This is a genomic window from Stenotrophomonas sp. GSD10 (genome assembly GCF_056172695.1).
The window spans coordinates 4086616-4108373 of sequence record NZ_JAOCMC010000002.1; the positions used below are offsets into that span (position 1 = coordinate 4086616).

Below are 21758 nucleotides of genomic sequence, written 5' to 3' on the forward strand. Positions count from 1 at the left end.
CTCACGGCGCAGGCACTCCCAGGCGTTCCCACAGCACCGGCGGGCACTGGTACAGCATTTCCTTGCTGGCCGCGTCCACCGCGACCTGGATGGTCATCGCGCGGGTCAGCACCTGGCCACTTTCCGCATCGAGGATTTCGTACTCGATCTTCAGCCGGTTCTCCCATTCCACGATGCGCGCGACCACGCGCAGGGCCTGGTTGAACAGCAGCGGGCGCACGTACTTCACCCGCGCATCGACCACCGGCCACAGGTAGCCCGATTCGAGCATCTGCGGGTAGTCGTAGTCGTAGCGGCCGAGCAGCGCGCAGCGCGCGATCTCGAAGTACTTGAAGTAGTTGCCATGCCAGACCACGTTCATCGGATCGCAGTCATGGAAGGCGGGGGTCAGCGTGATTTCGCCGACCCGTTCAATGGCCTCATTCACCGGCATACAGCTCCCAACGTTGCGCGCGGATCTCCACCAGCAGTTCCCGCAGTTCGCGATCCAGCGCGCGGTCTTCTTCGACCAGGGCGATGCGCTGCCCCAGGTCGGCGTACATGTCGGCCAGACTGCCATGCAGCTGCGCATTCAGGCCAACCCGCTCGCGCAGGGCCAGGCCCTGGCGCGCGGCGATCAGCATCGCGGCTACCACCTGTTCGGTCAGCTCGATCACGCGCAGGCAGTCGCGCGCGGCGATGGTGCCCATGCTGACCTTGTCCTGGTTGTGGCATTCGGTGGAGCGTGAGAACACGCTGGCCGGCATGGTCTGCTTCAGCGCCTCGGCGGTCCACGCCGACACGCTGATCTGCAGCGCCTTCAGGCCATGGTTGATGGCCGCGCGCGGGCCGGTGGCCGCCGACAGGTTGGCCGGCAGGCCGTGGTTGTAGCGGGCATCCACCACCAGTGCCAGCTGCCGGTCCAGCAGGTCGGCGACGTTGGCCACGGTGTTCTTCAGGGTATCCATCGCCAGCGCGATATGGCCGCCGTAGAAGTGACCGCCGTGCAGGATGCGCTCGCCGTCGGCGTCGATCAGCGGATTGTCGTTGGCGCTGTTCAGCTCGGTTTCGATCAGCTGGCGCAGGAACGGCAGGCTGTCCTCAAGCACGCCGATCACGTGCGGTGCGCAGCGCAGCGAATAGCGGTCCTGCAGGCGCTGTTCATTGCGCGGCGGACGCTCGCTGTGCAGGTCGCTGCGCAGGCGTGCGGCAATGCGGCCCTGGCCCGGGTGCGGCTTGGCCGCAAACAGGGTCTGATCGAAGTGGTGCGCGTTGCCGTCGCTGGCCAGCACGTTGAACGCGGTCAGGCGCGTGGCCATGCGCGCCAGGTAATCGGCGCGCTGCCAGGCCAGGCAGGCCAGGCCGGTCATCACCGCAGTGCCGTTCATGATCGCCAGGCCTTCCTTCGGCCGAAGCTTCAGCGGGGTCATGCCGATCTTCGCCAGCACCGGGCCGGCCGGCTGCACCTGGCCTTCGAACAGCACTTCGCGCTCGCCACACAGCACCGCCGCCACATACGACAGCGGGGTCAGGTCACCACTGGCACCGACCGAGCCTTCGGCCGGAATCATCGGCAGCACATCGTGCTGCAGCAGCGTGGCCAGGCCTTCGAGCAGCGCCACGCTGACCCCGGACATGCCGCGCACCAGCGAGGCCAGGCGCGCGGCCAGCACCGCGCGGGTTTCAACCGGGTCCAGGTAACGGCCCAGGCCGCAGCCGTGATAGGTGTACAGGTGGTGCGGCAGCTCAGCCACCAGCGCCGGCGGAATGTTCACCGTGCACGAATCGCCGTAGCCGGTGGTCACGCCGTAGATCACGCCATCCTCGCGCAGCAGGCGGTCGAGGAAATCGGCGCCGCGCTGGATGTGCGCGCGGAACGCCGGCGCGTCGCTCAGCGCGGCCTCGCACTGGCGCTGGGCCAGGGCCACCACGTCTTCGATGGTCAACGGTGCATCGCCAAAGCGGCACACGGGTACGGCGTCAGTCGTCATGCGGAGCCTGATCCCAGAAGGGGAAGAAATTGAACCAGTCCAACGGGGACTGGATGACCTGGAGTTCCAGCCAGCGCGCGAAGCGCTGGGCCTGTTCGGCCAGCGCAGCATCGCGCGAGCCACGCGGCAGCACGATGCGTTCGGCGAACTGTTCAAACGCCACCCGATAGCCCTCGCCCTGGTGCAGGCAGGCCATGGTGTAGACCGGGCAGCCCAACGCCGCGGCCAGCACATAGGCGCCGATCGGGAATGGCGCGCGATGGCCGAGGAAATCGGCGGTGACGCTGCGGCCGCCCTGCACCGGCGTGCGGTCGCCGACGATGGCGACGAAGCCACCGGCCGCCACGCGCTCGGCCAGCATCACCGCGGTGGCCGGTCCCATTTCGGTGACCTGCACCAGTTCCACCGCCGCCAGCGGGTCCAGCCGCTGCAGCAGGCGGTTGAAGCGCTGTGCATGCGCGGTGTGCACCAGCACGGTGATGCGGAACCCCGGCACCTGCTCGGCCAGCACCTGGCACAGTTCCAGGCAGCCGATATGCGCGGTCAGGATCAACCCGCCTTCGCGGCGCGCGATCTTGTCCAGCACCAGGTCGCGGTGCAGGTGGATGCGCTCGGGCGGGTAGCGCCCGCCAAGGCCGAGGATCTTGTCCAGCATCGTGTCGGCGAAGGCGAAGAAGTGGCGCAGGCTGTCGCGCCGTGTCGGCGTGCGGCCGAGCACGCCGCTGTATGCCTGCAGGCGCTGCAGGTACTGCATCGAGGCCTGGCGGCCGACGCGGTTGCCCAGCCAATGGCAGGTCACCACCGGCCACACGCACAGGCGGAACGGCCAGCGCCCGAACCAGCGGTGCACCCAGCACAGGAACAGCACGCCGGCCACCGAAGTGGACTCGCCGATGTCGGCCCAGTGCGGGGCGTCGTGCGTGGTCGCCATCTCAACCCTGCCCGCGCAGGCGGCGCCACAGCAGGCGCGGCGCGCGCCAGAGCATGCCGAAGAACAGGCGGGTGTGCATGCGGCTGATGCGCACGTTGTCGCGCCACACATCGAAGTGCGACACCCCATCAGACGGATAGGTCACGCGCGTGGCCAGGTGTTCAACCGGCAGCTGCCGCCAGTACAGGCGCACCATGATCTCGGTGTCGAAATCCATGCGCCGGCCGATGGTCTCTTCGCCGATCAGGCGCAGCACCGGCGGCAGCGGATACACGCGGAAGCCGCACATGGTGTCGCGCAGGTGCAGCGACAGCGTGTTGATCCAGACCCAGATGTGGGTGGCATAGCGGCCGTACAGGCGCGCTTTGGGAACACTGGCGTCGTAAGCCGGAATGCCGCAGATCACCGCGTCCGGATGCGCACGCGCGGCCTCGATGAAGCGTGGCAGATCGGCGGTATCGTGCTGGCCGTCGGCATCGATCTGCAGCACGTGGCTGTAGCCACGCGTGGCGGCTTCGGCGAAGCCGGCCAGCATCGCGCCGCCCTTGCCCTGGTTGACGTCCAGGCGCAGCAGGTCGACGCCCTGGCGCTGTGCCAGTGCACGCAGCACCGCCGCACAGGACGCGTGCGAGCCGTCATCGACCAGCAGGCATGGCAGGCCGGCGGCCTGCACGCCATCGACCACCGCCGCGATGGCGTGCTCGTGGTCGTAGACGGGAATCACCACCAGTGGCGCGAACGCGGCACCGGCAACGGCCGGGTCAGTCCACATCGGCGAACACCACCTTGCCGCTGGCATGCACGCCGTGGCCGGAGGTATAGCGGAACGTGAGCACCCCGCGCGCGGCATCCCAGTCCAGCTGCAGGGTCAGCTCATCACCCGGGCGCGCCACGTGCTGGAACTTCACCGCATCCATGCGCAGGAAGGCAGCGGGCATCGCGAACGCCTGGCGGCCGAAGCGCACCGCCCAGTCCAGCTGGGCCACGCCAGGCAGGATCGCTGCCTGCGGGAAGTGACCCTGGAACGGCCGCAGCGCCGGGTCGAGGGTCATGCGCAGGGTGGCGCTGTCCGCGCCGCGCTGGTCCCATATCGCTTCGGGCATCAGCGGCTGGAACAGCGCTGCCAGGGCGGCCTGGGTCACCTTGCCCTGCGCGTTGATCGGCAGCGCCTGCACCAGGCGCCAGCGACGCGGCCGGGTAACCGCGTCGTGGGCAGAGGCCAGGCGCGCGCCCAGGCGCTGGCCGAGCGCGCGGCGCGCCGCATCGCCACCCTCCAGCAGCGCGCGGTCGGCCGGCACCACCACTGCGGCCAACTGCTCGCGCTGTCCCGGCAGCACCAGCACGCGCACGTCATCCACTTCGGCGTCTTCGTGCAGCGCGCGCTCCAGCGCATCCAGCGATACACGGCGCTCTTCGATCTTGACGATGCGGTCGGCGCGGCCCAGCAGGCGGAAACGGCCATCGGCCAGCGCCTCGACCCGGTCCTGGGTGCGCCACCAGTCGGCGTTTTCCAGGTGCGCCGAGGCCACCGCCAGGCAGCCGTCGTCGATCCGCCACTGCACGCCCGGCAGCGGCTGCCATGGCGGCAGGTCGGTGTCCCAGCGGCGCCAGGCGATGCCGCCGGTCTCGCTGCTGCCGTACACCTCGGTGGGGGCCACGCCCAGCCACTGCCGCACCTGCCGCGCCGCCTCTTCCGGCAGCGGGCCGCCGGAGGAGAACACCGCGCGCAGGCGGCCATGCAGGCTGGTCCAGTCGAGCTGTTCGGGCAGGCGCTTGAGGTGGGCCGGGGTCGCCACCAGCACCGTATCGCTGGCGGCCAGCGCGCCCACCAGGTCTTCGTGGAAGAACCGACGCGGATGGATCAGGCGGCCGGCGGCCAGCGGCCACAGCACGCGGAACAGCAGGCCGTAGATGTGCTGGTGGGACACCGTGCCATGCACCTGCACGCCGTCCAGCTGCGCGCCGAAGGCGGCCTGCAGCGCGTCCACTTCGCGCGTCAGCTGGTCCATGCGCTTGCTGATCGCACTGGGCTGGCCGGTGCTGCCGGAGGTGAACACACACAGCTCGCAGGCGCGCTCGTCCAGCGCCTGCAACGGGCCATCCAGCGCTGCGTCCAGCGGCGTCAGCGGCCGGTAATCGGCGGACACATCGCCAGCGAAACCACTCACCTGCGGTTGCAGCGCCTGCAGCGTGGCCGGCAGGTTGTCGGCGGCCAGGAACACCCGCTTGCCGGCATGCCAGGCACCGAACAGCGCTGCCGCGAAGGCCACCGCATCATCGAAATAAAGCGCCCAGTCGCGGCCATCGGCGGCGGCAAAGGCCGCGCGCCAGGCCAGCACCCGCTGGCGGAAGCGGAGGTGATCGATCACCTCGCCTTCGCAGAGGCCGATGCGGCGCTGCGGCTGCGGGTCCACCAGCAACCGGTCCAGGGCGATCCACTCAGCCATGCGCGTGCGCCGCCTTGACCCGCCGCCGCACCAGCCACTCTCCTGCAAACAACACGCCCATCATCACGTACGCCAACAATCCGTTGTAGAGCATCCAGACCCGGTCCGACGCGTACAGCGCGGTCAGCAGGGCCAGGCTGCCGTTGAGAACGAAGAAGCCGCACCAGACCTGGGTGACGCGGCGGGTATAGGCCACCGCAAACGGTGGCAGGTCCGGCTCCTGCAGCCGCGCCAGGCGCTCCACCAGCGGCGGGCCGAAACGCAGGCTGGTGCCGAACACCGCCAGCATCACCGCGTTGACCAGCGCCGGGTACAGCTTCAGCGGCAGCGCCTGGTTGAGTACGGTGGCCAGCACGGCCAGCAGGCCGGTACCGGCGGCGGCGGCCCACCACAGCGGCTGGCGCGTGCTCAGCGCCCGCAGCACCGCCAGGGCAAACAGCAGCAGCGACAGCCAGCGCGGCTCGAAACGGCCCATCGCCAGGTACACCAGCAGCGGGTAGGCCAGCGAAATCGCGGCCACCACGACGGTGCGTGCGCGTGCCATGGCGAAGCCGCCGGCGCTGCGGTCAGGCGGCTGCCTGGTCCGGCAACAGCCCATGCACGACATCGACGATGTCCTGCACGGTGCGCACGGCCTTGAACGCTTCCGGCTGCAGGTTGCGGCCGAGCAGCGGCTTGAGCTGCACGATCAGGTCCACCGCATCGATGCTGTCGATGTCCAGGTCGTCGTACAGGCGCGCCTCGGGGGTGATCCGCGCAGGCTCGATCTCGAAGCTGTCGGTCAGGATGCTGACGATGCGTTCAAACAGTTCATTCTTGGTCATGGCAGTTCCTGGCGCCGTTACGACTGGCGGGCGGCGACGAACTCGCCGAGCGCGCGCACGCTGGAGAAATGGCGACGGGTTTCTTCCGAATCGGCCGAGAGGCTGACACCGTACTTCTTCTGCAGCGCCAGGCCCAGCTCCAGCGCATCGATCGAATCCAGGCCGAGGCCTTCGACGAACAACGGCGCGGTCGGATCGATGTCCTCCGGCGTGATGTCCTCCAGCGAAAGGGAGGAAATGATCAATTCCTTGATCTCGTGCTCAAGTGCTTGCACGGGGCGGCTCTCCAGACAGGTCGAAATAACGAGAAAGGTGCTCGGTAACGCGGCGTGCCGCCAAGGCATCCCCCTTGGCGAGTCGTCTTCGGCCAGGAAAGGCGCGATCGGGATATCTTCGCCGATCTGCAGCCGAACGTGAAAGCGACGTGAGGGTACACGATACCACTTCTGTCCCTTGGTCAGGGTCGGGGGTACAGGTGATCCGCACCGGGGTGATGTCCAGCCGGCCGCGCACGGCGATGTTGGCCGCGCCCCGCTGCAGCCGCGGCGGCTGCCCGGGCACGCTGCGGGTGCCTTCGGGGAAGATGACCAGGGTGCCGCCGGCCTGCACCGCCGCAACGCAGTCGTCCACCAGCCCGGCGCCGTCGTCGTTGGAGATGTAGCCGGCCGCCCGCACCGGGCCGCGCATGAACGGGTTGCAGGCCACGGCCCGCTTGACCACGCAGTCGGCGTTGGGCAGCAGCGCGATCAGGCAGACCACGTCGATCAGGGTCGGATGATTGGCCAGAACCAGCAGGCCGTCGCGCTGCAGGCGCTCGCGGCCCTCGATCTGCAGGGTCATCACCCCCAGCCGGCACATCAGCCGGACATGGCTGGCGAAGGCCGCCTGCACCACCCGGCGGGCCCGGCGGCGGCGGGCCATCGGGTCACGCATCAGCATCAACAGCGGCATCACCAGCAGGCCCAGCAGCAGGCCGCCCACGCCGAACGCGGCAAAGCTCAGGCCGGTGCCGAACACCCGCCAGGCATGGTCCAGGCGGCGCTGCAGCTCAGCCACGGCGCCCCCAGCGCCAGCGCTGGCCCTGGGTCACGTGCTCCAGCGCCGGCGCAGCGGACAGCAGGAAGCGGTGCAGGTCCAGCGCGTGCGGCAGCGTGCCCGGCGCGGTGCTGGCTTGGCCTTGGGCCGGCTGCCACTGCAGCGACAGGGTCGGATGGCCCGCGGCGGGCGCGGTCAGTCGCCAGCACCAGGCGAAGAACGGGTCGGGTTCGTCGGCGAACGTCGCGTAAATACGTGGCAACGGCGATTCATAGACCACCACCCGCACTTCGCGCGCGCCATCGGCCAGCAGGCCGGCGGCCTCCAGGCAGGCGGCCTCGACGGTGGACTGCCCGGCGGCCAGCGCCAGGTAGTTGCCGCGGTGGCCACGGGCGATCGAGTACAGCGCGGCGATCGCGTTGTGCACCGACAAGCCGAAGCCGGTCGGCGACAGCGGTTGTTCGCCGATCAATGCGGACAGCAGGTCCATGGATCGGGCGACGTCGCCGTGGCGGCTGGCGAACACCAGCGGCACCTGGCTGTCAGCGCCCTGCCCGTCCTCGCACCAGCACGCGGCCTGGATCGCCATCCGGCCCAACCGCTCGATACGGCGGCGCTGCATCGCCGGCACCTCGGCCAGCGCCGGGGTGTCCTCGCCCTGCGGCAGGTACGGTGCCTCGGCCCAGCGCAGCCACTGGCTGCGCTCGCTCAGGCCGGGCGCCCAGGCGGCCCAGTCGACGATGGAGAATTCGATCATTTAGCGGTGGTGCTTCAATGGGAGAACGATAGGCACGAGCCATTACGGCGACGCGCGGCGGCCCCCATTCCTGCGGCCGTGCGTCCGTCCAGGACGTCGCCGGCTGCCCCCTGGCCGCCGGAAAGGAGCGCACGCTAGCACGTCCGGCACGGGGTGTGCAGGTTTCACATTCCCCAACGCGGGCCCGCCACCCTCGGGTCCGCGTTTGGATCGATCAGTGGTAACCGGTATCGGCGTGCACCTTGCCGCGGAATACCCGGTAGGACCATGCCGTATAGCCGAGGATGACCGGCAGCAGAACGACCAGCCCGACCAGCGTGAAGCCCAGCGAGGAGGCCGGCGCGGCGGCCTCCCAGAGCGTCATCGACGGCGGAAGCAGGTACGGCCACATGCCCAGCACCAGGCCGAGGAAGCCGAGTACGAACAGCGCCAGGCTGAGCAGGAACGGCGGCAGGTCGCGGCGCGGATGGGTGGCGCTGCGCCACAGCGCGGCCGCCACCGCCAGGGTCAGCAGCGGTACCGGCGACAGCCACCAGAAGTTGCCGTCGCTGAACCAGCGCGCCATCAAGCGCGAGTCGAGGAACGGCAGCCAGCTGCTGACCAGGCCCATCGCCGCGATCACCGCCACCACCAGCGGCCGGGTCAGCTGCCGCGCCAGCGCCTGCACGCGCCCTTCGGTCTTCAGGATCAGCCAGGTGCTGCCCAGCAATGCGTAACCGGCCACCAGCGCGGCACCGGTCAGCATCGCGAACGGGCTGAACCAGGCGAACGGGCCGCCGTGATAGGCACCGTCCACCAGCGGGATGCCCTGCACCAGCGTGCCCAGGATCACGCCCTGCGCGAACGTGGCCAGCAACGAGCCGAGCGCGAAGGCCACGCTCCACAGCCGCCGCGAACGATGCGCCTTGAAGCGGAACTCGAAGGCCACGCCACGGAACACCAGCGCCACCACCAGCAACAGCACCGGCAGGTACAGCGCCGACAGCAGCACCGCATACGCCTTGGGGAACGCCGCCAGCAGGCCGGCGCCGCCCAGCACCAGCCAGGTCTCGTTGCCGTCCCAGATCGGCGCGGCGGTGTTCATCATCAGGTCCAGCTGGTCCTCGTCCTCGGCGAACGGGGCGAGGATGCCGATGCCGAGCACGAAGCCGTCCAGCACCACGTACATCAGCACGCCGAAGCCGATCACCGCGAACCACGCCACCGGCAGCCAGGTCATCAGGTCCATGTCAGCGCTCCTCCAGCGGCTCATCGGCCGCCGACAGCGGGCGCGCCGGGGTGTGGCTGCCATGATCCAGCGACGGCCCTTCGACGTAGGGCTGCGGCCCATGGCGCAGGATCTTCACCAGGTACCAGATGCCCCAGCCGAACACGAACGCGTAACCGACCACGTAGACACCCAGCGACAGCGCAGTCATCCACGCACTCTGCGGGCCGACCGCATCGGCGGTGCGCAGCACGCCGTACACCACCCACGGCTGGCGCCCCATCTCGGTGACGAACCAGCCCGACAGCAGTGCAATGAAGCCGCTGGGCAGCATCCAGTTCCAGCCACGCAGCAGCCACGGTGAATCCAGCAGTTTGTTGCGCCACAGCTGGAAGGCCGAGACCCAGGCCAGCAGCAGCATCAGCGTGCCCAGCCCGACCATGATGCGGAAGGCGAAGAACACCGGCGTCACCGGCGGCCGCTCGCTGGCCGGTACCGAGGTCAGCGGATCGAAGGTGCCGTCCAGCGAGTGGGTGAGGATCACGCTGCCCAGCTTCGGGATGGCTACTTCGAAATCGTTGCGCTCTTCCTTTTCGTTGGGCAGCGCGAACACCACCAGCGGCACGCCCTCGCCTTCCCGGGTTTCGTGCCAGTGCGCTTCCATCGCCGCGATCTTCATCGGCTGGTGCTTGAGCGTGTTGAGGCCGTGCATGTCGCCGACGAAGATCTGCACCGGCACGGTCAGCGCCGCGAATGCCACGGCGGCGATCAGCATGCGCCGGCCCGCTTCCACGTGCGTGCCCTTGCGCAGGTACCACGCGCCCACGCCACCGATCACGAAACAGGTGGTGATGAACGACCCCAGCGCCATGTGCGCCAAGCGGTAGGGGAACGAGGGGTTGAACACCACCTGCCACCAGTCCACCGGATGCACGATGCCGTTGACCATCTCGTAGCCGGCCGGCGTATGCAGCCAGCTGTTGGACGACAGGATCCAGAACGTGGAGAACAGCGTGCCCAGCGCCACCATGCAGGTGGACAGGAAATGCAGGCGCGGCGAGACCCGGCCCCAACCGAACATCATCACGCCCAGGAAGCTGGCTTCCAGGAAGAACGCGGTCAGCACTTCGTAGGTCAGCAGCGGGCCGATCACGGTGCCGGCCACTTCGCTCAGACGCGGCCAGTTGGTGCCGAACTGGAAGGCCATGACGATGCCGCTGACCACGCCCATGCCGAACGACACCGCGAAGATCTTCTGCCAGAAGAAATACAGTTCGCGCCACACGGGCAACTTCGTGCGCAGCCAGCGCCACTCGATGAAGGCCAGCCAGCTGGCGGTGCCGATGGTGAAGGCGGGGAACAGCACGTGGAAACTGATGACGAATCCGAACTGGATCCGGGACAACAACAACGCGTCCAAGGGACGCCTCCTGCCTGCGACCGGTGGGATACCGGACCACTTTAGGAGGAATTGGTTAACGTGGGATGCGACCCGGTGACGCGCTGCTTCACTTTGTCGCAGGGGCGGACCGGGGCCGCCGGCGCACCGCTCTGGTGGGTGCCAACCTACCCACTCTGGTAGGTGCCAACCTTGGTTGGCACACCGCAAGGCGCCGACCAAGGTCGGCCTCTACCAGAAGCAACTGCAACCGGCTTCCGCCGGCGGGGGCTTCACCGCCAGAAATACCAGGCCGCTGCAGCCAGCAGTGCGCCAAACAACAGCACCTGCACCACCACATAGCCCACGCCGCTGTCGCGCGACTCAGCGGTAATGCGCTTGTGCAACGCCTCACTCACATCCGGCGTTTCTTCCTGCTGCGCCTGCTCACGCAACGCCTGTGCCAGCGCGCGCGCTTCCGCATCGCGGGGGTCGGTCGGTGGGTTCACAGCAGTTCTCCGGCGGTGGCGTGCCGCGTCAGTTCCTGTTTCAGGACCTGGCGTGCGCGGAACAGGTGGCTCTTGATGGTACCGCGTGCCAGCCCGGTCACCTGTTCGATCTCGGCCAGATCGAAATCTTCCAGATAATGAAGCCCGACGATCAGGCGCTGTGGCGGGCTCAGCCGTTCCAGTGCCGCGCCCAGCTGGCGCCCGGCCTGCAACGCCTCGCTCAGCTCCGCCGGCCCAGGGCCTTCATCACCGGCGCCCAGTTCCTCGGGCACCTCCACCGCCACCATCCATTGCGCTTCCAGCCGCCGCCGCCGCAGGTACTGCAGCGCCGTGGTGTAGGCCACCCGCGAGACCCAGGTGCGCAACGAGGATTCAAAGCGGAACCGGTGCAGCTGGCGGAACACCGCCAGGAAGGTCTCCTGCAGCAGGTCGGCCACCTGGTCGCGGTCACCGACCATGCGCCCGATCACATGCGCGCAGGTGCGTTGATGGGCCTGCACCAGCTGCGCGAAGGCCGCTTGCGAGCCATCGATGATCGCGCTGACCAGGGCGCGGTCGTCGTCCGCGGCCGGTGCCGGTTCGACGGGGACGTCGCGGTGACGCCCCCGTAATGCCGCCAGTGCTCCGCCCAGCAGGCTCATGCGCGGGGCGCCCCCTGTGCCCGTGGCATGCCAGCCTCAGCCCTTGCGTGCGGCGGGGCGGGTGAAGTGCCAGGCCAGCAGCTGGCCGAGGCCGGCACTGCCGACCATCGCCGCAGCGGCGCCGAAGGTCAGCTCGCGTGCGCCGATCGCCTCCAGCAGGCCCATCGCCACGGCCAGGCTGACCAGGCTGATGCCCCAGCGCAGCGCGCCCTGGCGGCGGCGTTCCTCTTCCAGCACCGCCAGCGAGCGGATCACTTCCTCCGGCACGTGTGGTGCCACCAGCTTGCTGCGGGCACGGGCATCGGCGATGGCATGGATCGCATAGGCGATGCAGATGAAGAGGGTGATCGGGATCAGTTCCTGCATGGTCGGGCTCCTGTTCGGTGGATGATGCGGGTTCAGGAGAATGGATGCGCGGCCACGGCGACCGGTTGCAGCATTTTGCCGATTCCGCTGCCATGACCTGTGGCCCCCTCCCCGGCGCAGGCGGCTGCTACCCTTGCCCGGTTTCCTCATCTGGTGCGTCCGCCCATGTCCCGAGTGCTGCCCCTGTCCCTCCTGCTGTCGGCCGTACTGGCCGCACCGGCCGCGCATGCCGCGCCGACGCCGATCACCATCGAACAGGCCATGGCCGACCCGGACTGGATCGGTCCGCCGGTCGAAAAGGCCTGGTGGTCGTGGAACAGCCAGCAGGTGGAATACCAGCTCAAGCGCAACGGCAGCCCGGTGCGCGACACCTTCCGCCAGCCGCTGGCCGGTGGCGTGGCCGCGCAGGTGGCCGATGACCAGCGCGGCACCCTGGACGTGGCCGAGCCGGTCTACGACCGCAGCCGCAGCCGCAGCGCCTTCGTGCGCAATGGCGATGTGTTCGTGCGCGACCTGCGCAGCGGCGCACTGACCCAGCTGACCCGCAGCAACGAGCGTGCGGGCAACGTGAACTTCGCCGCCGACAACGGCGTGATCTGGCGCGTCGGCCAGAACTGGTTCCACTGGACCGCCGCCAGCGGCGTGCAGCAGGTGGCCAGCCTGAAGGCCGAGAAGGACCCGCGCACGGCGCCGAAGGCCGACGTGCTGCGCGACCAGCAGCTGCGCACGCTGGAAACCCTGCGCCGCGACCGTGACCAGCGCGAAGCGCTGAAGGACCAGGACCAGCGCTGGCGCCAGGCCGACCCGACCCGCGCGCCGGGCCCGGTGTACCTGGGCGCCGACGTGGAGATCGGTGACAGCGTGCTGTCGCCGGACCTGACCCACCTGATCGTGGTGACCAAGCCGAAGGACTTCGACGACGGCCGCACCAGCAAGATGCCGCTGTACGTCACCGAATCGGGCTACGAGGAAACCGAGGACACCCGCACCCGGGTCGGCCGCAACGGCTTCGAACCGCACACCCTGTGGTACGTGGACGTGCGCACCGGCAAGGCCGAGAAGGTCTCGCTGTCGGGCCTGCCGGGCATCAGCACCGACCCGCTGGCCGAGCTGCGCCGCAAGGCCGGCAAGGATGCGCTGAAGGGCGAGCGCAGCGTGCAGGTGATGAGCGACTTCATGGGCGGCGGCATCCGCTGGAGCGCCGACGGCCAGCAGGCCGCGGTGATGCTGCGCGCCAACGACAACAAGGACCGCTGGATCATCAGCGTCAACGCTGCCGACGGCCGCGTGCAGAACCGCCATCGCCTCACCGACAACGCCTGGATCAACTGGGGCTTCAACGATTTCGGCTGGATGGCCGATGGCCGCACGCTGTGGCTGCTGTCCGAGGAATCGGGCTTCTCGCACCTGTACACCCAGGCCGGCACCGCCAAGCCGCAGGCGCTGACCAGCGGCAAGTGGGAAACCTCGGCACCGGTGCCGTCGGCCGATGGCAAGGGCTTCTACTTCCTGTGCAACCAGCAGGCCCCGCATGACTACGAAGTCTGCTCGGTCGACACCGGCAACCGCCAGGTGCGCGAGCTGACCAGCCTCAACGGCGTGGAAGACTTCTCGCTGTCGCCGGACGGCCAGCAGCTGCTGGTGCGCTACTCCGGCGCCTACCTGCCGCCGCAGCTGGCGGTGCTGCCCAGCGCCGGTGGCCAGGCCCGCGTGCTGACCGATACCCGCACCGCCGACTACAAGGCGCGCCAGTGGATCCAGCCGAAGCTGGTGGCGGTGCCGTCCAAGCACGGCGCCGGCGTGGTCTGGGCCAAGTACTACGAGCCGGAAACCAAGGAGCCGGGCAAGAAGTACCCGATCGTGATGTTCGTGCACGGCGCCGGCTACCTGCAGAACGTGCACCAGCGCTATCCGGCCTACTTCCGCGAGCAGATGTTCCACAACCTGCTGGTGCAGAAGGGCTACATCGTGCTGGACATGGATTACCGCGGCAGCGAGGGCTACGGCCGCGACTGGCGCACGGCGATCTACCGCAACATGGGCCACCCGGAACTGGAAGACTACAAGGACGGCCTGGACTGGCTGGTCGACACCCAGCAGGGTGACCGCGACCACGCCGGCATCTACGGCGGTTCCTACGGCGGCTTCATGACCTTCATGGCGCTGTTCCGTGCCCCGGGCACCTTCAAGGCCGGCGCCGCGCTGCGCCCGGTGGTGGACTGGCACAACTACAACCACGGCTACACCAGCAACATCCTCAACACCCCGGACATCGACCCGGAGGCGTACCGCGTGTCCTCGCCGATCGAGTACGCGCAGAACCTGCAGGACAACCTGCTGATCGCCCACGGCATGATGGATGACAACGTGTTCTTCCAGGATTCGGTGAACCTGACCCAGCGCCTGATCGAACTGCACAAGGACAACTGGTCGATCGCACCGTACCCGCTGGAACGCCACGGCTACGTGCGTGCCGATTCCTGGCTGGACCAGTACAAGCGCATCCTCAAGCTGTTCGAGCAGAACCTGAAGTGAGCAGACTGGCATGAGCCGCGCCGCGCCACGATCCACATCGTGGCTGCGGTCATCCTGGATGACCGCGGCCGGGCGCTGGTGGTGCGCAAGCACGGCGCCACCCGCTTCATCCAGCCGGGCGGAAAGCCTGAACCCGGCGAAGCGCCACTGCAGGCGCTGGCCCGCGAACTGGACGAGGAGCTGGGCATAACGTTGCGCACCGATGCTGCCATCGCGCTCGGTGTGTTCGAAGACTGGGCAGTGAATGAGCCCGGCCACCGCGTGCAGGCGCAGGCGTGGTGGGTGCGGGTGGACGGCACGCCACAGGCGCGCGCCGAGATCGCCGAACTGGCCTGGGTGCCGCTGCAGCCGCCGCATGGCCTGCCCTTGGCACCCTTGAGCGAACACCATATCCTGCCGGCCGTCGCCACCCGGGTGACGGCCCGCTGATCGCGCGGGCATCGACTGCAAGGACACCGGATGTCAGTCCCGCCACCCGTCTCCCTCCGCGCGGCAGCCCCTGTCAACGACTGGGTACGCCCGGTGGCCCTGTCCTGCCTCTGGGTGTCCGCCGCCTGCACCGTCGCCCTGCTGCTGGTCACGCTGCTGGCCTGGCCGCTGGTCCACAGCGAAATCTGGCAATCACTGGCGCTGGACGCCTGGCACATCGGCATGGATCGCACCGTGTTGTGGTTGCTGAGCCACCCGGTGGCGGCTTTGCTGCTGACCGCCCTGGCCTGTGCCCTCTCCACCGCCGCCAGCTGGGGCCTGCTGCGCCTGAAGCCGTGGGGCCTGTGGAGCTTCATCGCCCTGCTGCTGCTCACCGCCCTGGCCAACTTCGTCGTGACCGGCTGGTTGGACGGCGTGGCCGCACCGCTGATCCGCCTGCTCGGCGATTCGCCCGAGGCGCTGCGCTCCCTGCAGATCCAGCGAAGGCTGTTCATCGCCACGATGTACGCCGCATCGTTGGCGCTGGCGCTGTTGCAGGGCGGCGTGGCCTGGCGCCTGCTGCGCCCGGACATCCGCGCGCGGTTCCACTAGACGCCCCACTTCTGCACGACAAGGACCGTCGCATGCGCCTGCTGACCCTGCTGCCCGCACTGCTGTTGTTGGCCGCGCTGCCTGCCACTGCCGCCACCGATGCACTGCGCTGCGGCGAGTACCGCAGCACCGATGGCGGCGTGGCCCTGGTGTTCGAATCATCCACCACCGGTTATCAGGCGCTGCACGGCCAGGAACGCGCGCCGCTGCGCATCGACCGCAGCGCCGGCGATCTGCGCCTGGTGTTTCTCGACGACGGCGTATCCACCGCCATCCGCGTGGCTGCTGACGGGACGCATATCGGCGACGGTGTGGCCGACTACACGCTGCATCGGGCCCAGGCCTGCCAACGCGCCCCTGCGCCCCGCGCCGACGGCTGCCTGGCGCACCCTGCGCTGTGCATTGCGCGGCTCGCTGAGGCGCCTCCGGAACAGGCCCAACGCGCGTGCGAGGAAGGCGTCGGCGCCGGCTGCTCGGCGCTGCTGCGCCACTTTCTCGCTGCGTCCACCACCGGGGACGGGCAGCAGGACGCGCCCTTGCCGGCCGTGCAGCGCGCCACGCTGCAGCAGCTCTGCCTGCAACAACGCGGTGGTCGCTTCTGCACCGGGGTGGCCGAACAGCAGTTGATCGCACGGGAACCCGCGCTGGCGGTGCAGGCCCTGCAGGTGGTCTGCGATGCGGGCCGCATCAGTGCCTGCGAACGTGTCGCACCGCTGCGCGATCTCGGCGCCGATCTGCGCCTGGTGCCGGCCCGGCAGCTGCCCTGCGGCCCCTACCAGGCCGACGGGGAGCCTGGACACACTCACATTCGACGATGCCGGGCAGGTCAGGGTCGATACGCAGGACGTGCGCGCGCTGCTGCTGGACGGCACCCTTCACATACACCACGACAATGGCGCCGACTACGTGCTGGGCCTGCTGGCCAATGGCGATCTGCTGGGGCTGGACGCGTTTACCGGATACCAGCGTTACCGACGCCCGCCGGGTGCCCCGCAGTTTTGTCGCGAACGACCTGCCCGGCGCTGAAGCCGCGACGGCAGGTCCTGCGTTCCGGCGGATTTGATTGCAGATCGAAACGGGCTGGCTATCGTGGCCCGCGTCTTTCTGCCCTGGCCTCGAAATGTCTGCATTCGCCCCGCGCACCCTGCTTCCGCGCTGCATCGTGTTGCTGTCCCTGCTGTTCTGCGCCCAGCGGGCGGCCGCATCCGGTCTGCCACGCTGCGGCGTATTTGAGGCCGACGGCGGCGGCACCCAGCTGCGCGTGGACGGCCCCGACCGTGGGGTTGAGAAAAACAAGCACATCTCTGATCGGCCCTTCGTTGTGCAGGGGATCGAGGGCAGGCTCAGCCTGGTCGATCTCACCTTCGGCTTTGCATCTGAACTGGACGTCCAGCGTGGCGGTCGCGTCCTGCAGAAGGGCAGCACGCGCTACCGTCTCATCCAATCGGCGGCGTGCCTGCCCGCGGTCAAGCATGCGCCAGGCAGCTGCCTGGCGGACGCGCAGCAGTGCCTCGACAACCATCATGAGCTGAGCCTGTCGGCACTGGAATCAGCCTGCGCCGAAGGCGTTCCGCGACTCTGTCAGCGCCTGCCCGAGCGCTATCGCGAGGCTGACCAGGCCCCCGACCGCGATACGCCGACCGAAGCACAGATCGCGGTGATACAGGCCACCATGGAAAAGGCCATGGCCGAGATGGATTTTCCACGACAGTGTCGCGACGATGACGCTGCGGCCGACGCCGATGCCTGCATGGCCATTCTGGAAGAGCGGCCGGAGCTCGTCGAGGCAGTCGCCACTGCCATTCGTACGGCCTCGGTGGCGGCCAGCATGGTTGAAGTGTTCTCGCCTGCAGTCAAGCCCACACTGTCGGATACTCGGCTGCAACGCCTGCAGGGGCTCTGCACGAAGGTGGGCGAAAGTAGCTTCTGCGAGGATGTCGCCAAGCTGCAGTGGACCGCCGGCAATTTTCAGCAAGGCCGGGCGGCCTTGCAGGTGGCCTGCGACGGCGGCGACGAGCGATCATGCCGTCAGGCGTCCGCGTTGCTGCAACTGGGGGAAGCGCTGGTGCAGCACCCCGCCACCGCCGTGCCCTGTGGCCACTATGCAGCCTCCGGCGGGCTGATGGACGAACTGACGTTCGGCGACGGTGGCATGGTGGAGGTTGGCTTCGGCTCGCGAGTACGCGCGCGTACAGGACGGCCAGATCCGCATGCGCCACGAGCGTGGGGCTGACTACGTACTGCAACCGTTGGCCAACGGCGACTTGCTGGGGCTGGACGATTCGACGCGTTTCCAGCGGTTCCAGCGGCAGCCGGGCAATGCACAGTGCAGCGCGCCACTGGTGTTCGACGAAACTCCGTTCCCGCAGGATTGCCCGCGCGCACCGATCGACGGCGAAGCCGAAGTCTGCTGCACGGCCGGCAGGATGCAGGGCTGCAATGTGCTGGGCAGCCGCGCCGCACTGAACGGGAGGTGGATCGAGGCCAGCCAGCATTACCAGAAGGTCTGCCAGGCCGGTATCCGCGAGGGCTGTGAGAACCTGGTCAGCGTGATGGAGAGCAGCAGCAGGGTAGACGTCCGCCCCATGCTTGAGGCCATCTGCGAGGCCGATGGCAGTGGCCGCCATGTAGCCTGCGACGTGCTGGCGACGCGCAACTGGGGGTTGCTGGAGTTCGGCCAGGCTCTGGACCGCGCGGTCCAGGAACAGTCCGTGCACGAAGATCGGACCAGACCGGCCCCACGCACCCCCAACCACAAGCAGTAAGGGAGCTTGCCTGGCCGGGCCCTGCGGTAAAGTACGCGCCATGAACGACTTCGAGCGCGTGCGCGCCTACCTCACCGACCTGCAGGACCGCATCTGTGCGGCGATCGAGGCCGCCGACGGCCAGGCCCGCTTCCAGGAAGACCTGTGGCAGCGTGCCGAGGGCGGTGGCGGGCGCACCCGCGTGCTGCGCGACGGCGCGGTGTTCGAGCAGGCCGGCATCGGCTTCTCCGACGTGGCCGGCAGCCGCCTGCCGCCGTCGGCCTCGGCCAACCGCCCGGAACTGGCCGGCGCCTCCTGGCGCGCCACCGGCGTGTCGCTGGTGTTCCACCCGCTCAACCCCTACGTGCCCACCACCCACGCCAACGTGCGCTTCTTCCAGGCGCAGCGCGACGGCGAAGTGGTGGCCAGCTGGTTCGGTGGCGGCTTCGACCTGACCCCGTTCTACCCGTTCGACGAGGACGTGCAGCACTGGCACCGCGTCGCACGCGACCTGTGCGCGCCGTTCGGCGACGAACGCTACACCGCGCACAAGCGCTGGTGCGACGAGTACTTCTTCCTGCGCCATCGCAACGAAACGCGCGGTGTCGGCGGGCTGTTCTTCGATGACCTGCACGGCGATTTCGAGCGCGATTTCGATTATCTGCGTGCAGTCGGTGATGGCTTCCTCGATGCCTACCTGCCGATCGTGCAGCAGCGCAAGGACACACCCCATGGCGAACGCGAGCGCGAGTTCCAGCTGTACCGCCGTGGCCGCTACGTGGAATTCAACCTGGTCTACGACCGCGGCACGCTGTTCGGCCTGCAGAGTGGCGGCCGCAGCGAGAGCATCCTGATGAGCCTGCCGCCGCGGGTGCGCTGGGAATACGGCTTCAGTCCCGAAGCCGGCAGCGCCGAGGCACGCCTGGCCGATTACCTGGTGCCGCGCGACTGGCTCTGAGCTTCCGGCGCCACGCCTGACGCGTGGTGCCCTCCCGCCTGCGCTGCGCTGCGCGCCGTACGGCTCCCGTTCCACTTCCTTCAAGGACGAACCGATGTTCCCTGCAGTATCCCTTCGCCCCCGCGTTGCGGGCTGGCGCGCCCTGCTGTTGCTCGCGCTGGCCTCGACCAGCCTGCCGGCCGCCGCGCAGTCGATGGCCTGCGGCACCTACACGCAGGACGATGGCCATGCCACGCTGACCATCGAGAGCGAAGCGCACGGCTTCATTGCCGGCCCCTACCAGGCCACCGAGCAGCTGCGGTTGGCGCGCCAGGACAACATCCTGGCGATGGGAAATCTCTCCACTGGCGCGCTGGAGAACCGCGAGTTCAGCGACGACGACCGCACCATCACGGGCGGTTACCACGATTTCCGCCTGGAACGCGCCGCAGCCTGCAAGCCGGTGCCGGACATGGTGGAAGGCAGCTGCATGGCCAACACCAGCGATTGTCTGGAAGCCCTGCCCCGCGCCGAGCCGGCGCAGCTGCACGCGTGGTGCAGCGAGGGCATCGAGGTCGCCTGCAACACCCTGTATGACCACTACCAGATGGAGGCCGACCGCGAGCGCCCGCAGCTGACCGGCACCGAACCGGTAATGCCCGACATCTGCCGCGAAGAATCACCGGCCTACGAGGCGGACAGCTGCATGGCCATGGTCAAGGTCATGGCCGGCGAGTTGATCGGGCGCTCGATCATGGGGCTGGACAAGTCGCGCAGGGCGCCGCTGACGGCCGCGCAGCTGGATGAGCTGACCGCCCTGTGCCGGCAGCAGCAGGGCGAGACGTTCTGCGACAAGGTGGCCGATGCCCTGTGGACCGGCGGACGCCTGCAGCCGTCGCTGGACGCATTGCAGCGCTCCTGTGCGCAGCGCGCCGAAGCGTATGCCTGCACTCCGGCCAAGGCCCTGGCGCCGCTGTCCGGGCTGGGCGCGGCATCGCTGGCGGCGGTGCCTGCCAGCGCATTGCCGTGCGGCAGCTATGAGGCCACAAGCGGCCTGCTGTCGGAGTTGCGCTTTGTCGACACTGGGCTGGTCGAGGTGCCCGGGCTGGATACCCGCCTGCGCGCGCGCCTGCAGGACGGGCAGATCCACATCCGGCGTGACGTCGGCAGCGATTTCGTACTGCAGCCGTTGGCCAACGGCAACCTGGCCGGAATCGACCGCGACCACCGCTATGCCTACTTCGTGCGCAAGCCGGCCGCCGCTGATGGCAGCTGCCAACCGCCGCTGGCCTTCGTGGAAATCCCCATGCCGCTGGACTGCCCGACCGTCGGGAGCCGGAACGGTGCCGAGGCCTGCTGCAGCGACGGCAAGCTGCTGGGCTGCAAGGTTGCCGGCGAAGCACGGTACAAGGCCGAAAAGTGGGCCGCGTCGTTGCCCTATTTCGAAAAGCTGTGCAGCGCCGGTGTTCGCGAAGGCTGCCTGGCCATGGCAGAGGTGTACGCGAAGACAGCGGACCCGAAGATTCCGCAGGCCATGGCGGCACTGTGCGCCAAAGACGGCAAGGGCACCCATGTGGCCTGCGACGTGGACGCGACGCGCAACTGGCCGGCGCTGAAGGCCGCAGCCACGCCCTGACGCCAGGCACCTGTAGCGCCGAGCCCATGCTCGGCTGAAGCACCTGTAGAGCCGAGCCCATGCTCGGCTGATGAACAGTGCAGCCGAGCATGGGCTCGGCTCTACAAGGTCAGGTGCTCTTCCGGGGAATGATGGTGATGTGCCCGTTGATCTCCAGCAGGGCCAGCTCCACATCCTCCACGCCCAGGCAGCCCTGCTGGCGCATGGCGGCCTCGAAATCCGCACGGGTGACCTGCTCACGGCGCAGAACGGCGTCGAACAGGTGCCCATCGCGCGCGATCACCACCGGTTCGCCCTCGACCAGGCGCTCGATACGACGGCTGCGGGTGCTCACCCAGCCCACCCCATAGTTGAGCAGGATCAGCGTCGCCGCCAGCAGCAGGCCGCCGCCCAGCGAGGTGTCGGTGCCCAGCAGCGCGTTCTGCACCGCATTGCCCAGCAGCACCACCAGCAGCACGTCGAACGGGGTGATCTGCCCCAGCGGCCGCTTGCCGCTGAGCCGGACCATGCCCAGCACCACGACATACACCACCACCGCGCGCAGGATGAATTCCCACCAGGGCATCGCCAGTGCGAACAGATCGGGCATTGCGGGTTCCCCTGCTGGACAGTGGCCCAGCCTAGCACCTGGGGTCAGATCCCTTTGCCCGCCGGGCAAAGGGATCTGACCCCATCTGCGGTTCCGGCGGCACAAATAAAAAGCCCCGCTGACCAGGGGGAGGTCAACGGGGCCGGGGAACGGGCACTTGGGGAGGAGTCCCCGTTCCGAGATCTGCTCCAGGGGATGGGAGAGATCCACAACAGGCGTTGCGCCTGTCGGG

At 68.7% G+C, this 21758-nt stretch carries 24 protein-coding genes and 1 pseudogene; 8 read left to right on the top strand and 17 right to left on the bottom strand.

Going from position 1 to position 21758, the window contains the following annotated elements; genetic code table 11:
• Window position 1: 1 nt before the first annotated feature.
• From N4G47_RS19050 to N4G47_RS19120, 15 genes and pseudogenes are all read right to left on the bottom strand, one after another.
• Window positions 2-433 carry an acyl-CoA thioesterase gene (locus N4G47_RS19050; protein ID WP_197591585.1) on the bottom strand — a complete coding sequence of 144 codons (432 nt, stop codon included), beginning with the start codon at window positions 431-433 and terminating at the stop codon, window positions 2-4.
• Window positions 420-1970 carry an HAL/PAL/TAL family ammonia-lyase gene (locus N4G47_RS19055; RefSeq protein ID WP_475289575.1) on the bottom strand — a complete coding sequence of 517 codons (1551 nt, stop codon included), beginning with the start codon at window positions 1968-1970 and terminating at the stop codon, window positions 420-422. The genes N4G47_RS19050 and N4G47_RS19055 overlap by 14 nt, the downstream gene beginning before the upstream one ends.
• Complete coding sequence (locus tag N4G47_RS19060; protein ID WP_475289577.1) at window positions 1960-2901, bottom strand: LpxL/LpxP family acyltransferase; 942 nt, start codon at window positions 2899-2901, stop codon at window positions 1960-1962. Before N4G47_RS19060 ends, N4G47_RS19055 begins: the two co-directional genes overlap by 11 nt.
• Window position 2902: 1 nt before the next feature.
• On the bottom strand, window positions 2903-3673 hold the full coding sequence (locus N4G47_RS19065; RefSeq protein WP_475289579.1) for a glycosyltransferase family 2 protein: 771 nt from the start codon (window positions 3671-3673) through the stop codon (window positions 2903-2905).
• A complete protein-coding gene (locus N4G47_RS19070) occupies window positions 3663-5348 on the bottom strand; it encodes an ApeI family dehydratase (RefSeq protein ID WP_475289583.1) in 1686 nt (561 codons plus the stop codon). Before N4G47_RS19070 ends, N4G47_RS19065 begins: the two co-directional genes overlap by 11 nt.
• Entirely contained in the window at window positions 5341-5892 is a 552-nt protein-coding gene (locus N4G47_RS19075; RefSeq protein WP_249842469.1) for a COG4648 family protein, read from the bottom strand. The genes N4G47_RS19070 and N4G47_RS19075 overlap by 8 nt, the downstream gene beginning before the upstream one ends.
• Before the next feature lie 22 nt (window positions 5893-5914).
• Window positions 5915-6172 carry an acyl carrier protein gene (locus N4G47_RS19080; protein WP_057497823.1) on the bottom strand — a complete coding sequence of 86 codons (258 nt, stop codon included), beginning with the start codon at window positions 6170-6172 and terminating at the stop codon, window positions 5915-5917.
• A gap of 17 nt (window positions 6173-6189) precedes the next feature.
• Complete coding sequence (locus N4G47_RS19085) at window positions 6190-6447, bottom strand: phosphopantetheine-binding protein (RefSeq protein WP_005411610.1); 258 nt, start codon at window positions 6445-6447, stop codon at window positions 6190-6192.
• Window positions 6434-7228: pseudogene (locus tag N4G47_RS19090) on the bottom strand (lysophospholipid acyltransferase family protein). Before N4G47_RS19090 ends, N4G47_RS19085 begins: the two are co-directional and overlap by 14 nt.
• On the bottom strand, window positions 7221-7964 hold the full coding sequence (locus N4G47_RS19095; RefSeq protein ID WP_475289586.1) for a beta-ketoacyl synthase chain length factor: 744 nt from the start codon (window positions 7962-7964) through the stop codon (window positions 7221-7223). Before N4G47_RS19095 ends, N4G47_RS19090 begins: the two are co-directional and overlap by 8 nt.
• Before the next feature lie 214 nt (window positions 7965-8178).
• Complete coding sequence (gene cydB / locus N4G47_RS19100; protein ID WP_475289588.1) at window positions 8179-9192, bottom strand: cytochrome d ubiquinol oxidase subunit II; 1014 nt, start codon at window positions 9190-9192, stop codon at window positions 8179-8181.
• A 1-nt stretch (window position 9193) separates the two neighbouring features.
• Window positions 9194-10591 carry a cytochrome ubiquinol oxidase subunit I gene (locus N4G47_RS19105; RefSeq protein ID WP_475289590.1) on the bottom strand — a complete coding sequence of 466 codons (1398 nt, stop codon included), beginning with the start codon at window positions 10589-10591 and terminating at the stop codon, window positions 9194-9196.
• Between the two features lie 251 nt (window positions 10592-10842).
• Window positions 10843-11058, bottom strand: a complete 216-nt coding sequence (locus N4G47_RS19110; protein ID WP_475289592.1) for a hypothetical protein — start codon at window positions 11056-11058, stop codon at window positions 10843-10845.
• Entirely contained in the window at window positions 11055-11699 is a 645-nt protein-coding gene (locus tag N4G47_RS19115; RefSeq protein ID WP_475289594.1) for an RNA polymerase sigma factor, read from the bottom strand. Before N4G47_RS19115 ends, N4G47_RS19110 begins: the two co-directional genes overlap by 4 nt.
• A gap of 36 nt (window positions 11700-11735) precedes the next feature.
• Window positions 11736-12065, bottom strand: coding sequence for a hypothetical protein (locus tag N4G47_RS19120; RefSeq protein ID WP_010482336.1), 330 nt, complete (start codon window positions 12063-12065; stop codon window positions 11736-11738).
• Between the two features lie 165 nt (window positions 12066-12230).
• On the opposite strand from N4G47_RS19120, the gene N4G47_RS19125 reads away from it, so the two are divergent.
• The 3 genes from N4G47_RS19125 to N4G47_RS19135 all read left to right on the top strand — a co-directional run bounded on the left by N4G47_RS19125 (window position 12231) and on the right by N4G47_RS19135 (window position 15620).
• Window positions 12231-14600 (top strand): S9 family peptidase, encoded by a 2370-nt coding sequence (locus N4G47_RS19125; RefSeq protein WP_475289597.1) that lies wholly within the window; start codon window positions 12231-12233, stop codon window positions 14598-14600.
• A 39-nt stretch (window positions 14601-14639) separates the two neighbouring features.
• Window positions 14640-15029: an NUDIX hydrolase gene (locus N4G47_RS19130; RefSeq protein ID WP_475289599.1), complete on the top strand. Its 390-nt coding sequence runs from the start codon at window positions 14640-14642 to the stop codon at window positions 15027-15029.
• A 93-nt stretch (window positions 15030-15122) separates the two neighbouring features.
• Window positions 15123-15620, top strand: a complete 498-nt coding sequence (locus N4G47_RS19135) for a hypothetical protein (RefSeq protein ID WP_475289601.1) — start codon at window positions 15123-15125, stop codon at window positions 15618-15620.
• Between the two features lie 158 nt (window positions 15621-15778).
• On the opposite strand, the gene N4G47_RS19140 is transcribed toward N4G47_RS19135, so the two are convergent.
• Complete coding sequence (locus N4G47_RS19140; protein WP_475289603.1) at window positions 15779-16420, bottom strand: hypothetical protein; 642 nt, start codon at window positions 16418-16420, stop codon at window positions 15779-15781.
• A 46-nt stretch (window positions 16421-16466) separates the two neighbouring features.
• Between N4G47_RS19140 and N4G47_RS19145 the strand changes: the two genes are divergently transcribed.
• The 5 genes from N4G47_RS19145 to N4G47_RS19165 all read left to right on the top strand — a co-directional run bounded on the left by N4G47_RS19145 (window position 16467) and on the right by N4G47_RS19165 (window position 20937).
• Entirely contained in the window at window positions 16467-16646 is a 180-nt protein-coding gene (locus tag N4G47_RS19145) for a hypothetical protein (RefSeq protein WP_475289605.1), read from the top strand.
• A gap of 94 nt (window positions 16647-16740) precedes the next feature.
• Window positions 16741-17853 carry a hypothetical protein gene (locus tag N4G47_RS19150; RefSeq protein ID WP_475289607.1) on the top strand — a complete coding sequence of 371 codons (1113 nt, stop codon included), beginning with the start codon at window positions 16741-16743 and terminating at the stop codon, window positions 17851-17853.
• Window positions 17831-18385: a hypothetical protein gene (locus tag N4G47_RS19155; RefSeq protein ID WP_475289609.1), complete on the top strand. Its 555-nt coding sequence runs from the start codon at window positions 17831-17833 to the stop codon at window positions 18383-18385. Before N4G47_RS19150 ends, N4G47_RS19155 begins: the two co-directional genes overlap by 23 nt.
• Window positions 18386-18425: 40 nt before the next feature.
• On the top strand, window positions 18426-19322 hold the full coding sequence (gene hemF / locus N4G47_RS19160; protein ID WP_475289611.1) for an oxygen-dependent coproporphyrinogen oxidase: 897 nt from the start codon (window positions 18426-18428) through the stop codon (window positions 19320-19322).
• A gap of 94 nt (window positions 19323-19416) precedes the next feature.
• Window positions 19417-20937: a hypothetical protein gene (locus N4G47_RS19165; protein WP_475289613.1), complete on the top strand. Its 1521-nt coding sequence runs from the start codon at window positions 19417-19419 to the stop codon at window positions 20935-20937.
• 109 nt (window positions 20938-21046) lie between these two features.
• On the opposite strand, the gene N4G47_RS19170 is transcribed toward N4G47_RS19165, so the two are convergent.
• Entirely contained in the window at window positions 21047-21526 is a 480-nt protein-coding gene (locus N4G47_RS19170) for a DUF421 domain-containing protein (protein WP_475289615.1), read from the bottom strand.
• Between the last annotated feature and the right edge of the window lie 232 nt (window positions 21527-21758).

Coding starts and splice junctions, on each gene's coding strand:
- N4G47_RS19120 (WP_010482336.1), bottom strand. CDS start 12,065: ATGCAGGAACTGATCCCGATCACCCTCTTCATCTGCATCGCCTATGCG.
- N4G47_RS19075 (WP_249842469.1), bottom strand. CDS start 5,892: ATGGCACGCGCACGCACCGTCGTGGTGGCCGCGATTTCGCTGGCCTAC.
- N4G47_RS19060 (WP_475289577.1), bottom strand. CDS start 2,901: ATGGCGACCACGCACGACGCCCCGCACTGGGCCGACATCGGCGAGTCC.
- N4G47_RS19050 (WP_197591585.1), bottom strand. CDS start 433: ATGCCGGTGAATGAGGCCATTGAACGGGTCGGCGAAATCACGCTGACC.
- N4G47_RS19070 (WP_475289583.1), bottom strand. CDS start 5,348: ATGGCTGAGTGGATCGCCCTGGACCGGTTGCTGGTGGACCCGCAGCCG.
- cydB (WP_475289588.1), bottom strand. CDS start 9,192: ATGGACCTGATGACCTGGCTGCCGGTGGCGTGGTTCGCGGTGATCGGC.
- hemF (WP_475289611.1), top strand. CDS start 18,426: ATGAACGACTTCGAGCGCGTGCGCGCCTACCTCACCGACCTGCAGGAC.
- N4G47_RS19155 (WP_475289609.1), top strand. CDS start 17,831: ATGCGCCACGAGCGTGGGGCTGACTACGTACTGCAACCGTTGGCCAAC.
- N4G47_RS19095 (WP_475289586.1), bottom strand. CDS start 7,964: ATGATCGAATTCTCCATCGTCGACTGGGCCGCCTGGGCGCCCGGCCTG.
- N4G47_RS19065 (WP_475289579.1), bottom strand. CDS start 3,673: ATGTGGACTGACCCGGCCGTTGCCGGTGCCGCGTTCGCGCCACTGGTG.
- N4G47_RS19170 (WP_475289615.1), bottom strand. CDS start 21,526: ATGCCCGATCTGTTCGCACTGGCGATGCCCTGGTGGGAATTCATCCTG.
- N4G47_RS19125 (WP_475289597.1), top strand. CDS start 12,231: ATGTCCCGAGTGCTGCCCCTGTCCCTCCTGCTGTCGGCCGTACTGGCC.
- N4G47_RS19150 (WP_475289607.1), top strand. CDS start 16,741: ATGTCTGCATTCGCCCCGCGCACCCTGCTTCCGCGCTGCATCGTGTTG.
- N4G47_RS19165 (WP_475289613.1), top strand. CDS start 19,417: ATGTTCCCTGCAGTATCCCTTCGCCCCCGCGTTGCGGGCTGGCGCGCC.
- N4G47_RS19080 (WP_057497823.1), bottom strand. CDS start 6,172: ATGACCAAGAATGAACTGTTTGAACGCATCGTCAGCATCCTGACCGAC.
- N4G47_RS19115 (WP_475289594.1), bottom strand. CDS start 11,699: ATGAGCCTGCTGGGCGGAGCACTGGCGGCATTACGGGGGCGTCACCGC.
- N4G47_RS19055 (WP_475289575.1), bottom strand. CDS start 1,970: ATGACGACTGACGCCGTACCCGTGTGCCGCTTTGGCGATGCACCGTTG.